Here is a 13,819-nt window from a genome sequence, read left to right as displayed (position 1 = left end):
AAAGCAACTTATAGTAGGTTTTTTCCTTTTTGATAGTAATTAAGGTGCTCTTCGTTGGGCACCATATTACCGCCCGTTGCCCAAACGACATGCGTCGCTTGATCTAGTTTGTCAGTTAATCCGTGGTGCTTTAGGTATGCTGTACCTTCAGTGAGGATGTTTGCAATACCAGGCACACCTGCCAAGGCGGAAGGCTCAAGATCGATACCCTCACTGTCATGCATTAAGGCCAGCAAGCGGTATAAGTCGTCATCCGCCATCGTGTAGATACCGCTGAGCAGTGGTTCCATCACATGACCGACAAAGGCGGATGGACGACCAACTGCAAGGCCATCGGCACAGGTTTTGTTATCGATGCCAAAGTCCTGCACGCTTATGCCATCATGCAAGCCCGTATACATACCGACCAACATAGCGGGAGAGTGCGTCGGCTCAGCAAAAAAACAATGCACATTGTCACCAAAAATTTGCTTTAAACCAAAGGCCACGCCACCCGGGCCACCGCCAACGCCGCACGGTAGATAAACGAACAGCGGCTGCTCATCATTGACCTGAATACCTTGATCGTCCAGTTGTTGTTTTAGTCGTTCAGCGGCGACACTATAACCAAGGAATAGGTCTTGGGAGTTTTCATCATCGATAAAGTGACAGCGCAGTTTTTGCTCGGCCTCTGCTCGCCCTTGTTCAACAGCTTTGCTATAGTCATCTTGATGCTCAACAACGTGGACGCCTTTGTCACGTAGCAAATCTTTTTTCCATTGGCGGGCGTCCGCAGACATGTGCACGGTGACTTGAAAACCAAGCTGCGCGCCCATGATGCCGATACTCAAACCAAGATTGCCCGTTGAGCCGACCACGATGCTGTGTGTGGCAAAGACCGCTTTGCAGGCAGCGCTATCGAGTTTTTGATAGTTGTCTTCTACTGTCAAAAGGCCCGAATCAATCGCGACTGACTCTGCATATTTGAGTACTTCATAGACCCCGCCGCGCGCTTTAATGGAACCTGAAATAGGTAGGTGACTGTCGCATTTGAGCAATAAGCGCCCAGACATCGGATGACCACAAAAGGTTTGTAGCGCTTGCTGCATACGCGGGATAGCGATCAATGGCGATTCGATAATGCCATCGCTTGCCGCCGTCTCAGGAAATACGCTAGCAATATAGGGAGCAAACCGCTGCAAACGATCAGCGGCATCCGCGATCTCCTTTGGGCCAAGCGGTAAAGCGTGGGCCACGTCTACAAAGGACTGCCACTTGGGGTTAAACCAGCAGAGCGGTTTGGTCGCTGTGATCGTCTTTAGTAGCGGGTGGGTGTGATATAACTGTTCTATCGTTTTTTGCTGGGATGCTTTGGTCGTCATAAATCACGCTCGTATGAAATATTTTACTATCAATAATACCTAAGGAAGGTGCCATGGACATACTAAAGCTTGACCATTTTGTTTTAACCGTAAAAAATCTACAGCATACCATTGATTTTTATACCAAGGTGCTGGGCATGACCGAAGTGCATTTTGGTGCAGGACGTGTCGCCTTGATGTATGGTCAACAAAAAATCAACCTGCATGAGCTGGGCAATGAGTTTGAGCCTAAAGCGCAAAATGTCAAAGCAGGTAGCGCCGATTTGTGCTTTATCACCACCACGCCCTTAGCCAATGCCATAACTCATGTGCGTGAGCAAGGTGTTGACGTGCTCGAAGGTCCTGTACCGCGAACAGGTGCGCAAGGGACAATTATGTCATTTTACTTTCGTGACCCTGATGGCAATTTAATCGAAATCTCCAATTATTGATGAATAAATACCATCACCGGTACAATTAAAAAATACTTACCTAAAAAAAGACCGCTAATGATTAGCGGTCTTTTTCATGCAGTTCCAATATACCAAACAGCGGTATTAGTTCGTAATTTTCTTATATTTAGCACGCTTAGGACTGGCGTCATCACCCATTGTCTTTTTACGATACGCTTCAAACTCAGTATAGTTACCATCGAACCACACTGGACCTTCTTCTTCGAACGCCAAGATGTGAGTAGCGATACGGTCAAGGAACCAGCGATCATGCGACACGACCATGACGGTACCTGGGAATACTTGAATCGCATCCTCTAGCGCACGTAAGGTTTCAATATCCAAATCGTTTGATGGTTCATCAAGAAGCAATACGTTTGCGCCTTGCTTTAGCGTCTTCGCTAATTGCAGACGGTTACGCTCACCACCTGATAGTTGACCAACGTGTTTCTGCTGGTCTGAGCCTTTGAAGTTAAAGCGTCCGATATAGGCACGGCTTGGCGTGGTGTAATCACCAACAGTAATAATATCAAGGCCGTCAGAAACTTCTTCCCACACGGTTTTATTATCATCTAAGTGATCACGTACCTGACCAACATAGGCAACTTTGACACTTTCACCCAAATCAACCGAACCAGTATCTGGGGTATCACGCTCAGTAATCATGTTAAATAGCGTGGTTTTACCCGCACCATTTGGACCAATGATACCAACGATCGCGCCAGCTGGGACGTTGAAGCTTAGGTTTTCATATAGTAGGCGATCGCCAAATGACTTGGAGATGTCATTGACTTCGATCACCTTGTTACCCAAACGTGGACCAGGTGGAATATAAATCTCAGAGGTCTCATTACGTTTCTGGAACTCTGTTGAGTTCAACTCTTCAAAACGCTGTACACGAGATTTAGATTTGGCTTGTTGGCCTTTTTGATTTTTACGAATCCACTCAAGCTCTTTTTTCAAGGCTTTAGCAAATGATTCTTCTTGCTTATTCTGCTGTTCTAGACGATTGTTTTTCTGCTCTAGCCACTCAGTATAGTTGCCTTCATACGGATAGCCATGGCCACGGTCAAGCTCCAAGATCCACTGAGCAACATTATCCAAGAAATAGCGATCATGGGTAATGGCAACGATAGTACCGCTGTAGTTCTGCAAGAACTGCTCTAGCCATGCAACAGACTCGGCGTCCAAATGGTTGGTCGGTTCGTCAAGCAATAGCATGTCAGGGCGCGACAATAATAAACGGCATAGTGCTACGCGGCGTTTCTCACCACCTGACAGTTTACTAACATCAGCATCCCATGGTGGCAGGCGTAGCGCATCGGCCGCTTTTTCTAACTGGTTGTTTAGGTTATGCGCATCCCATGACTGGATGATGTCTTCCATTTTGCCCTGCTCTTCAGCAAGTTTGTCAAAATCAGCATCCGGCTCTGCATATTCAGCATAGATGGCATCTAGACGAGCGAGCGCATCTAATGCTTCACGCATACCGTCTTCAACATTACCGCGCACGTCTTTGCTGTCATCTAGCTGTGGTTCCTGTGGCAGATAGCCAACTTTGGTACCGGCTTGCGCGCGTGCTTCACCACTGAACTCAGTATCAACGCCAGCCATGATACGTAGCAACGTTGATTTACCTGAACCATTGATCCCGAGGACACCGATTTTGGCACCAGGGAAAAACGATAGGTTGATGTTTTTTAAGATTTCACGCTTAGGGGGAACAAGTTTTGACACGTTGTTCATCGTGTAAATATATTGAGCCATTAACACTCCGATAGACTGCATAGAAGAGAACAGCAAATGCCACTCAGCGATGATGCCAAGCGTGCCGTACCTCAAAATCAGGGTTACAAATTATAGGTCATTATCGCATTGTGACGCATACCCTGCAAGCTAACAGGTTGTTTTACCCCTTGTTTTGCAGCTTTTGTCATAGAGTATCGCTGTTTCTGGATAAAAGCGGATAAAAATATTTAGCTGATATGACGCGTTTAACATTCTGACTCATTGCTGTTTGATAAAAACCACAAAAAATAGCATCAAAACTTTCGCAAATTTAATCAATAGCCGTTAGCATGTTAGAGTGACTTAACAGCACAAAAAAGAATGGTTTAGTATGTCATCAATGAAACTGGCTATAAGCTGAGTCATTATTTCTTATATATTTTTAATAATATTTACACAGGTACTGATTATATGGCCAACGGCTATCGCCCTGAAATAGTTCAACGTGCGTTTGTCGATTTTATCGGATCGCGCTTACATCCGTTTTGGTCATTGACGACACCCAAGTTACGTCTGATCGCTCGATATGAGCTGAGTGATGATTTAATCGCACTGCAATTTGAGACCAATCAAGCGTTTAGGCAGCAGACCTTGAATGCAAGAGAGGGTTGGCAAGGCGGTCAATATCTCGATTTACGTGTTTTTATCGATGGGGTTTATCATCAGCGCAGCTATTCAATCGTGGGATTGGCGAATCAATCATTGTGGTGGCAAGATGATGCCGCCGCTACTAAGTCAGCAAAAAACCGTCGCCATACGGTGACTATTGCTGTTAAACCGCAAGGATTGGTGTCTCATTATCTTACCAAGCAACTGCCGCTAGCTAGCATCATTGATACGAGCATGCCATTGGGTCATTTTACTTTGGCACAGGCAAAGAAAAGTTCAGATCGTACAGAATTAGATAACCAAAAACTGAATCCTTTATTATTTGTCGCTGGCGGTAGCGGTATCACGCCTATGTTAGGGCTTATTACGCAAGCATTAGCAAACGGACATCAGGTGGCGTTACTACATTATAATCGAACAGAACTTCCCCAGCTTCAGCATCAGTGGCAACAGCTGAGCGATATCTATCCAGCCTTTAGCTATCATTTTATCCATACTGATAACCCTGCGACTTACTTGGCTGGCGAACGTTACTTGAGCGCAGAGGGTTTGTTATCACTTAACCTACCTCTGGCAAATACGCAGATATTTGCCTGCGGTTCACAAGCGTTATTAGCCGGCTTATATAAAACAGTAAACGAGATTAACGTGCCACAAAACATCCAGCTACGTGACAACATTATCGTAGAAAATTTCGGTAGCGCATTGCCTGATTTTGATATCGGTGGCAATCGGTTACTGGATAATGCACTACAGACAGAGTCGCATACGGTGTATTTGCGATCACGGCAACGGCAGTTCGATAGCGACACTACATTATTGGTCGCTGCCGAAAATGCAGATGTACGTCTAGCATATGGCTGTAGGCAAGGTATCTGCCAACTATGCCGCTGCAATAAAGTGAGCGGCGTAGTCAAAAACATCCAAACTGGCAAGATAAGTAGTGATGGTTACGAGTCTATCCAAACGTGCATCAATATCGCTATGACAGACGTGGTGTTAGACGTTTAGCACTGCTGAAATAAAAAATACGACCACTAACCCCTGACTATCGACCTCTTAAAACTAAAAAACAGACTGATGTTAACTCATACTGTATGCTAAAACTCAGATAACTCATAAAACCGAACCCAGTGCTGTTTATTCGTGCCGTTTCGGTTAAGGATTTATATATGCGCTTATTACCATCTATTGACACCGCACATTCTGCCGTACCTATCTTGACGTTAGTGTTCGATGCACCGTTGGCAAAAAATGATAGCGAGCAGCCAACTCTATCATCACAGCAAACTCGCTATCCAACAGTAACCCATGCACCATTAACAAAAGCACAAAGTGATGCCTTGGCAGTAGAATTAAATGCGCTATATAAAGGTGTAATGGACTCATTAGGTAGCGATGACGCCAAATACATTCAGCGGATTTATGCCACTGTGGTTTATAGTGAGCTTGTCGCCCGTGGTTTACTGGCCGCCGCAGGACGCATGTCATCACGCCGCTCGCAGATAGGTACTTGGCTATTGGGCACGTCAATGCTTAGTTTTAGCAAAATACTCAACAATATGGAGCTTGGGCATAATGTCATGCATGGTCAATACGATTGGATGCAGCACCCGCATCTGAACAGTCAAAAGTTTGATTGGGATATTGTTTGCCCTGCGCCATTGTGGCAACACTCGCACAATTACTTACACCATACGTTTACCAATATTGTTGGGCGTGACCATGATGTTGGCTATCACTTAATTCGGGTGACTGATGAGCAGCCTTGGACACCAGAAGATCGCTACAATATGTTTAGTACAGCGGTACTGGCATTTGGCTTTGAATGGGCGGTAGCCTTTCATGATATTCAGATCAGTGTCGATGAATACGCCGACTCCCCTGACTTGCATAAAATCATGCAGCAAAAATCTCGCGCACTATTTGCCAAAATCGGCCGACAAGTGGGCAAAGACTATATTGCCCTGCCAGCCATAGTAGCAATGACACTAGGCTGTCGTAGTGCTCTAAGCACACTGAGCGGGAACATGACGGCCAATACGGTTCGTAACCTGTGGACGTGGGCGGTGATTTTCTGTGGTCATTTCACTGAGCAAGCACATATCTATACCCATCTCGATACTGATGAGAGCAAAGGCGATTGGTACGTGCGTCAGATTTTGGGTTCTAGCAATATCAAAGGGAATAAGTGGTTTCACATTTTGACAGGCAATTTATCGCATCAGATTGAGCACCATATCTTTCCTGATATGCCAGCCAGCCACTATGCCAGTATCGCTCCGCAGGTAAAAGCCATCTGCCACAAATACAATCTGGCCTACAACACTGGACGTTTTAGCACACAGCTGCGACAAGTAATAGGACGTATCCACCACTTTAGCAAACCTAGCGAACAAGAATGGCACGCGTATAAGGCGTCGATGTCAGATACCGATAATCGTATCGAGCGTGAGACCAAACCAGCGGTCAAAGGTGGCCTTGGTCGGTTTTTACCACCAGTTGTCCGCCAAGCCTTATCCTATGCATGGTAATGTGCCAAAATGGTATTTTAGAAATACCTCATTCTTGCGCAGACTGGTTAACGCTAAAACTATGTACATAGCCGCTGCCATGTCTACTATTGTGGTAAGCATCTAGATTGTTCAGCGGTAATGCGTCATACTAAAATAACAACAAGTGTTTAATAAATATATGGCTAGAATTATTAGCACGCATAATGATTTTAGCGTCTGTTAAATAACCTCAGTTCACCATAAAAATTTGATAATAATAAATGGAGTTGTTCAATGAGTAACCAAACGACCAAACCAAACTTAGATATTGTTCACAACCAAGCAGCAAATCGTTTTGAGACGACTATTGATGGTCAAACTGGCTATATTAGCTATCAAGACCGTGATGACAAGCTCTTCTATGACCACACGATCGTCCCGCAACAATTAGGCGGTCAAGGTGTCGGTTCTGCCCTAGTCAAGCATGCGCTAGATTACGCCCGTGAACATGACAAAAAAGTCGTGCCGCAATGCTCATTTGTCGCCTCATATATCAGCAAGCACCCTGAGTACCAAGACCTTATCTAGCTTACTGCTACTCCTTAACGATAAAAGACTATGTGCAATAATAATTTTAGCAACCTATTTTAGATTAGGAGACCGATCCCAATATAACTTTTAATAAACCAATCCATATAACAATAAAGGTTATTAATATGAGTAGTTTATCTGACAAACAAATCAATCTACAGTTAGAAGAGCTTGTTGGTTGGCAGCGCGATGGTAATAGTATCGTCAAGACCTATCACTTCAGTGACTTTATCGAAGCCATGAGTTTTATGAACCAAGCGGCATTTCATGCTGAAGCACTAGAACATCACCCTGAATGGCGTAATATATACAATATAGTCGAGGTACGCCTGACTAATCAGGATACAGGTGGTATCTCTAGTTTGGACATTCGCCTTGCAAAACGCATGGAGCATATCGTTCAGCCCAAACGTCTATAGCTTGATATTTCTGTTAAATGAGTAACTGAAGTGCTTTAGTAGAACATAAAAAAGACCCTCAATTGAGGGTCTTTTTTTATACTGGATTTTTTATAGTAGTAAGCTGTGTTTACATTTTGCGACTAACAAACGCCACAATAAATAAAATGACAGCAACTGCTAAGAAGATGTATGCCAGATTAGCAGACAGTCCTGCGACGCCACCAAATCCTAACAAACTTGCTAACAGTGCGATTACTGCAAAAATAATAGCCCAACGAAACATAATATTCTCCTCAAATAATTGTTAAAAATCAGATAGTAAACTTTATATAGTATTGATTTAACTTTTTGTTTTTCTAATACCAGTCATATCTGCTTACAAACATAGATTAGCAATATTTCTCTTTAAAGAACGTGCATTTTAGTAATGATGTCAGTAGATTATGTAAAGTTTGTAGCAAGTGTTAACACCTTTTATTTTTTCTTGTCTCTATAAACATATTATTTAGGATGATGAGCACCTTATTTGCTAAATTATTGATTAACTTATAGTTGTATATAAATAAATCAAAAATTTCTGGAAAAGAGATTTGGCAATGAAAACTATAGCGACCCCATAAACTTCTAACTTATTTAGACCACTTGGTTTATAGTTTAAAATCACATTATCATCCAATCTATTAAGGACAATACTTATGAGTACCGAGACGGATACCGCAAAACCCACGCAACAAGATAGTAGCGTCAACCGCCCTTATGCCGTCATCTTATATGGCGCAACAAGCTTTGTCGGACAAATCACCGCTCACTATTTAACCAATTTTTTATCCAATGCTAAAAATAAAGATGGCTCTAACGTCACTTGGGCAATTGCAGGACGTGATGAAGAAAAACTCAATGAGCTACAGTCGAAACTTGAGAGCAAAGTAGATATTATCATTGCCAATAGTAAAGACCCCGTCAGCCTTAATAATATGACCAAACAGACACAAGTCATCATCTCAACCGTCGGCCCTTACCTCAAATATGGTGAGCCTCTTATCAAATCTTGCGCCGAAAATGGTACCGATTACGTCGATCTTACTGGTGAAGCAATCTTTATCAAAGACATGATGGACAAATATCAAGATACTGCCCAGCAAAGCGGCGCACGGATTGTCAACTCTTGTGGTTTTGACTCTATCCCATCAGATTTGGGCGTGTACTTTACGCAAACCAAAGCAGAAGAGAAGTTCGGAGAAGCTTGTAATGTGATTCACATGCGAGTAAAGGCGGCAAAAGGCGGCATCTCTGGTGGTACGATTGCCTCGATGGCTACGATATTCGAAGAAGTTGGTGAAGATAAATCGCGCCGTAAGCAAGTAGCCAACCCTTATCTACTAAACGATGACACAGATGTGCCCAATGTACGTCAAGACAATGTCAGCAAACCAGAATACGACAGCACCCATAAACGTTGGTTGGCGCCTTTTGTGATGGCGAGTATTAACACACGTATTGTACATCGCAGTAACCAGCTACTTGATTATGAATACGGTCGCGATTTTAAATATGACGAAGCCATGTGGATGAAAGATGGTGTCAAAGGTAAGTTATCAAGCTACGCGATGAGCGCGGGTCTACTAGGATTTGCCACTGCTATGATGATTAAACCAAGCCGTGAGTTATTGTCCAAGCATGTTCTGCCTAAAGCAGGCACAGGCCCTTCTAAGGATGAGCAGGAAAATGGCTACTTTGATATTCGCCATTTTGGACAAACAGCTAAAAACGACACCATTACGGTCAAAGTTACAGGCGATAAAGATCCTGGTTACGGCAGCACTTCCCGTATGCTCGCGCAGGCAGCATTATGTCTGGCACAAGATATCAGTAAAGAAGACGTTGGCGGCGGATTCTGGACGCCTGCCTCTGCGATGGGTGATAAGCTCATAGCCCGTTTAGAAGAACATTCAGGTTTAAGCTTTGAGGTTGTTGAGGGTTAACCAAGCTCACAATAATTCAAGAGTAAAATGCTCAAACAACAATGTATCAACGCTGATGTTTTTTATGACCGTATCTTGATAACAAGGTGCGGTTTTTAATACGCAAATTTTATATCAATCATCTGTCATGTTAGCGAATACTAATACCGTACTTTTTTGGTAAGCAATGTTACAACTTTTCGATTTTTCAATACATTATGCTACACATCCCTAGCTTAATGTCACAGCCATATTCTCACCAATACGCTAGGATAAAATACATTACGGTTTGGTTATCATAGAGAATATTCATTTAAAGTTTTTAATCAAAGTTCACTTCAAAAAACATTATCCAATAAAAATATTTTTCTAAACAACTTTTATTTATCGAATTGATATTAGTCAAAATCTTCCAGTAGTTCGTGTACCAGATAAAGATTCTCAGCAGCCTACTACTTGATACAGATACTGGTAAATATATCAATGTTGAATAAAACAAATGCGAATGTTTACTTCATTTCTTAAATGAGATGTGGACTTAGTAGTTTCACAACGTCACAAGAATATACCAAGCTGTTAGAACCTTAATGAGTTTACTACTGAAATATCAGCTATATAACTGGTACTTTGTTTTTACAAATTATAGTAAGGTCGAACCAAAATCTGGCTGTTTTTAATTGTCTATATTTTAAACCAATCATATTTAAAGTTAGCCATATCAAAACAAAGGCAGCCGTTTTTAATCATTGTTAATTTATCAAATTTGGAGTTTTATAATGAAAAAGAATATTTTACCGTTAGTATTAGGCGCGACACTTGTTTTGCCAGCGGCAGCAATAGCTGCACCTGTCAATACCAGTGACATTATGCCAGCAGACATGCGTACCACTCCTGTCGATAATACCTTGCAAGCCGAAATAGAAGGCCCTGATGGCGAGCTTCTCGCTACTCAACCGGGTGCTGTTGATGATAACAACATGGACACGATGAATGACGATATGGAGTCTGAAGAAAGTGACATGGACGAAGACATGATAGTTACAGCAGAGGAAAAAATGTCTGATGCTGACGCTCAAGCACGTGCTGCTATGATGCGCCGCGCACAGACGACAAATGATGTTCAAAGCAGCCAAGTGACACCTGCTGACATGCGCGAAAAGCCAGTCGAGATTACCTTACAAGAAAAGAAAAAAGACCGTCGTGGTGAGCTTTTAGCCACTCAGCCAGGTCAAGTTGAATTCAACGAAAACCGTCGTTTCACCATTCGTTAATAATGACAGTGCTTGATTGAATAGTATGATTAATAGTTTACTACTATCAATAAGTGACATATAAAAAGGCAGCCCATTGGCTGCCTTTTTTGTTGAACACGGCTATAAATTTTGGCTATTTCTTAGTTTTAGTCACGCCAGCTTCTTGTAACAAGGCGCCAAGTGTACCCATTTTACTAGGTGCTTCCGCTTTATCGTTTTTGATCGGTTTACTACGGTTACTATTCGTATTGTCCTGACGTTTACCACGTGGCTTAGACGAACGCTTATCAGCAGCGGGACGGCTATTATTTGGACGGTCACTATTCGCCTGATTACTGCGTGGACGGCTCACTTTGTCACCATCTGTACTGGTTGCAGTAGACTTAGCAGCCGTACGGACAGGTTTTTCAGACTCAGGCTTCATACTAAATCCGATACGACCACGTTTTTCATCGATAGAGATAACACGAACTGAGACGATATCGCCAGGTTTGACACGGTTCATGGGGTCTGCGACAAAGTCATTGGCCATCTGAGAAATATGGACCAAACCATCCTGATGGACACCGACATCAACGAAACAGCCAAACGCGGTTACGTTAGTGACTACCCCTTCAAGCTGCATACCTTCGCTCAAATCTTTGATGCTATTGACATCATCACGGAAATTGGCCGTTTTAAACTCAGGACGAGGATCACGAGCAGGTTTTGCAAGCTCTTCGATAATCGCTTTTACGCTAACATTATCATCGTTAGCAGCCAGCGCAGTCGTATCGATAGCATTCAATACACCATCGTTACCGATGACTTCTGACAACGGCTTGCCCGCTTGTGCGAGTAAGCTATCAACCAAGGCATAACTCTCTGGATGCACGCCGGTTGCATCTAATGGATTGCTACCATTATGAATACGCAAGAAACCAGCTGCTTGCTCAAATGTCTTAGCGCCTAGGCGTGGGACGTTTTTGAGTGCTTCACGGCTATCAAATGCACCGTGCTCGCGGCGATAAGTGACAATTTGCTGCGCTACGTTGCGGTTAAGACCTGCGATGTGAGCCAAGATAGCTGGGCTCGCCGTATTTACATCGACACCAACGGCGTTCACGCTGTCTTGAGTGACTTTATCAAGGCTATCTGCGAGCTGGTTTTGATTCACATCATGCTGATATTGACCGACACCGATGGCTTTTGGATCGACTTTAACGAGCTCTGACAATGGATCTTGCAAGCGACGCGCGATAGAAACCGCGCCACGCACAGAAACATCTAGATTAGCAAGCTCATCACTAGCAAGCTCACTGGCAGAATAGACCGACGCGCCTGACTCATTCACGATGACAGCTTTGGCTTTGAGTGCATCGTTTGCGGCTAGAATCTCTTTGATCATTGCATCGGTTTCGCGACTTGCCGTACCGTTGCCGATAGCGACCAAATCAACATTATAAGTGCTTAATAGCTCATCGATGACTTTTTTGGCTTCAGTCATTTTGTTGTCAGGTGCAAACGGATAAACCGTCGCGATGACAGGCTTCTCTTCGCTATCTGACATGACATGACCTTGCGCATCGACGATAGCCATTTTTACGCCATGACGGATACCAGGATCAACACCCAAGATCACTTTAGGACCTGCTGGCGCAGACATTAGCAAATGCTGTAGATTGCTAGCGAATACATCGATCGCATCTGCTTCTGCGGCCAAACGCTTTTCAGTTAATAAACGATGCTCGATATGCGGACGCCATTTTTCTTTCCATAAGCTACTGGCTGCTTCTACCAAAAACTCACGGCGTTCTGCTGGCGCTTTGGCATCGACATCGAAATGACTGATGATCTTTTCGATAAATGGAGCGTCTTCGCCTTCAATCTTTAGACCCAAAACGTTTTCTTGACGACCACGTAACATTGCTAATAGGCGATGATTTGGCAATCGAGCAAGGCTTTCGCTATGCTCAAAGTAGTCTTTGAATTTTTCGCCAACTTCGCGCTTTTCTTCGCTCGCAACGCTCGATACGATACTGGCAGTTTTGGCAAAACCATTGCGCAAGTTATCCAACAAACCCAATGCTTGTGTCCATTCATCGACGATAATGGCTTGTACGCCAGCAAGCTGTTTTTCGATATCGCTAAAATCAACGTCGATCTCATTACCACTATCATCAGTGATACTTGATTGAACTTGATAATCAGCCAGCGCCTCTGTCGGGGTGATTTCTTGCGTCAAGACCGCTTGGGCGGCAGCGTCAAGACCAGCAGCACGTGCTTTGGCAGCCGGTGAACGACGACGCGGACGATATGGCAGATAGATGTCTTCAAGCTCAAGCTTAGACGTCGCGTTATCGATACGCGTCTGTAGCTCATCGGTCAGATTACCCTGTGTGCTCAGTAACTCAGTAATTTTGAGGCGACGTGTGGCCATGTCACGCTCATAATTGAGAGATTTTTCTAAAGCACGCAGCTGCGCGTCATCAAGGTTCTGCGTTTTTTCTTTGCGGTAACGCGCAATGAAAGGAACCGTTGCGCCTTCATCATAAAGCTTCACAAACGCATTGACTTGAGCAGTCTTAATGCCAAGCGCGCGAGCAAGCTTGTCGTGAATATTCGCGTGTGTGGTTGCATCCAAAACCTGTGCATTTGTCGAGGTTTGAGATGACGTTAAGGTATCAGTGCTACTCATATACGTATCAATCGTTGAGAAATGTAGTTTTGCATTATAGCAAAAGCTGCATGAATAAAAATCCTTTTTATCTTTTCGTTAATTATCGCCTGTTTTGCGGCATAAAACGTTTTATATCAAACGTTCTATAGCCTTGTTAAACAAACGCATACAGCATTTATTCTTATGGGTGATGCAATTCGCGGTGCAATCTTATACACTAAAGTATCAATAGCACAAATATTGAGATGTGCTGATATATTGAACAATAGT

At 43.5% G+C, this 13,819-nt stretch carries 11 protein-coding genes; 7 read left to right on the top strand and 4 right to left on the bottom strand.

The window, feature by feature from the left end; translation table 11 throughout:
* Positions 1-8: 8 nt before the first annotated feature.
* Positions 9-1,361 carry a D-serine ammonia-lyase gene (locus ACHUET_RS00820; protein ID WP_394209873.1) on the bottom strand — a complete coding sequence of 451 codons (1,353 nt, stop codon included), beginning with the start codon at positions 1,359-1,361 and terminating at the stop codon, positions 9-11.
* A 53-nt stretch (positions 1,362-1,414) separates the two neighbouring features.
* Between ACHUET_RS00820 and ACHUET_RS00815 the strand changes: the two genes are divergently transcribed.
* The gene (locus tag ACHUET_RS00815; protein ID WP_394209871.1) at positions 1,415-1,792 is read left to right on the top strand and encodes a VOC family protein; all 378 of its coding nucleotides are present in this window, start codon (positions 1,415-1,417) and stop codon (positions 1,790-1,792) included.
* A gap of 105 nt (positions 1,793-1,897) precedes the next feature.
* Here the strand turns inward: ACHUET_RS00815 and ettA are convergent, their stop codons facing one another.
* Positions 1,898-3,559, bottom strand: a complete 1,662-nt coding sequence (gene ettA, locus ACHUET_RS00810) for an energy-dependent translational throttle protein EttA (protein ID WP_201600844.1) — start codon at positions 3,557-3,559, stop codon at positions 1,898-1,900.
* 432 nt (positions 3,560-3,991) lie between these two features.
* Between ettA and ACHUET_RS00805 the strand changes: the two genes are divergently transcribed.
* The 4 genes from ACHUET_RS00805 (at position 3,992) to ACHUET_RS00790 (ending at position 7,694) form a co-directional block, all read left to right on the top strand.
* On the top strand, positions 3,992-5,200 hold the full coding sequence (locus ACHUET_RS00805; RefSeq protein WP_394209869.1) for a flavin reductase family protein: 1,209 nt from the start codon (positions 3,992-3,994) through the stop codon (positions 5,198-5,200).
* Positions 5,201-5,361: 161 nt separating this feature from the next.
* Entirely contained in the window at positions 5,362-6,723 is a 1,362-nt protein-coding gene (locus tag ACHUET_RS00800) for a fatty acid desaturase family protein (RefSeq protein ID WP_394209867.1), read from the top strand.
* Positions 6,724-6,978: 255 nt separating this feature from the next.
* A complete protein-coding gene (locus tag ACHUET_RS00795) occupies positions 6,979-7,272 on the top strand; it encodes a GNAT family N-acetyltransferase (protein ID WP_394209865.1) in 294 nt (97 codons plus the stop codon).
* A 128-nt stretch (positions 7,273-7,400) separates the two neighbouring features.
* Positions 7,401-7,694, top strand: a complete 294-nt coding sequence (locus ACHUET_RS00790; RefSeq protein WP_394209863.1) for a 4a-hydroxytetrahydrobiopterin dehydratase — start codon at positions 7,401-7,403, stop codon at positions 7,692-7,694.
* A 109-nt stretch (positions 7,695-7,803) separates the two neighbouring features.
* Here the strand turns inward: ACHUET_RS00790 and ACHUET_RS00785 are convergent, their stop codons facing one another.
* Entirely contained in the window at positions 7,804-7,959 is a 156-nt protein-coding gene (locus ACHUET_RS00785) for a DUF1328 domain-containing protein (protein WP_021814049.1), read from the bottom strand.
* Positions 7,960-8,371: 412 nt separating this feature from the next.
* Between ACHUET_RS00785 and ACHUET_RS00780 the strand changes: the two genes are divergently transcribed.
* On the top strand, positions 8,372-9,658 hold the full coding sequence (locus ACHUET_RS00780; RefSeq protein WP_394209861.1) for a saccharopine dehydrogenase family protein: 1,287 nt from the start codon (positions 8,372-8,374) through the stop codon (positions 9,656-9,658).
* Positions 9,659-10,413: 755 nt separating this feature from the next.
* Positions 10,414-10,908, top strand: a complete 495-nt coding sequence (locus ACHUET_RS00775) for a hypothetical protein (RefSeq protein WP_394209860.1) — start codon at positions 10,414-10,416, stop codon at positions 10,906-10,908.
* Between the two features lie 115 nt (positions 10,909-11,023).
* Here the strand turns inward: ACHUET_RS00775 and ACHUET_RS00770 are convergent, their stop codons facing one another.
* Positions 11,024-13,567, bottom strand: a complete 2,544-nt coding sequence (locus ACHUET_RS00770) for a Tex family protein (RefSeq protein ID WP_394209858.1) — start codon at positions 13,565-13,567, stop codon at positions 11,024-11,026.
* Between the last annotated feature and the right edge of the window lie 252 nt (positions 13,568-13,819).

This window comes from Psychrobacter piscatorii (assembly GCF_043641605.1).
GTDB classification, from domain to species: Bacteria; Pseudomonadota; Gammaproteobacteria; order Pseudomonadales; family Moraxellaceae; genus Psychrobacter; species Psychrobacter piscatorii_C.
Note: the sequence above shows the minus strand (reverse complement) of the source record. Positions and strands in the feature narration are given on the sequence as shown.

Coding starts and splice junctions, on each gene's coding strand:
- ACHUET_RS00800 (WP_394209867.1), top strand. CDS start 5,362: ATGCGCTTATTACCATCTATTGACACCGCACATTCTGCCGTACCTATC.
- ACHUET_RS00770 (WP_394209858.1), bottom strand. CDS start 13,567: ATGAGTAGCACTGATACCTTAACGTCATCTCAAACCTCGACAAATGCA.
- ACHUET_RS00820 (WP_394209873.1), bottom strand. CDS start 1,361: ATGACGACCAAAGCATCCCAGCAAAAAACGATAGAACAGTTATATCAC.
- ettA (WP_201600844.1), bottom strand. CDS start 3,559: ATGGCTCAATATATTTACACGATGAACAACGTGTCAAAACTTGTTCCC.
- ACHUET_RS00775 (WP_394209860.1), top strand. CDS start 10,414: ATGAAAAAGAATATTTTACCGTTAGTATTAGGCGCGACACTTGTTTTG.
- ACHUET_RS00805 (WP_394209869.1), top strand. CDS start 3,992: ATGGCCAACGGCTATCGCCCTGAAATAGTTCAACGTGCGTTTGTCGAT.
- ACHUET_RS00780 (WP_394209861.1), top strand. CDS start 8,372: ATGAGTACCGAGACGGATACCGCAAAACCCACGCAACAAGATAGTAGC.
- ACHUET_RS00790 (WP_394209863.1), top strand. CDS start 7,401: ATGAGTAGTTTATCTGACAAACAAATCAATCTACAGTTAGAAGAGCTT.
- ACHUET_RS00815 (WP_394209871.1), top strand. CDS start 1,415: ATGGACATACTAAAGCTTGACCATTTTGTTTTAACCGTAAAAAATCTA.
- ACHUET_RS00785 (WP_021814049.1), bottom strand. CDS start 7,959: ATGTTTCGTTGGGCTATTATTTTTGCAGTAATCGCACTGTTAGCAAGT.
- ACHUET_RS00795 (WP_394209865.1), top strand. CDS start 6,979: ATGAGTAACCAAACGACCAAACCAAACTTAGATATTGTTCACAACCAA.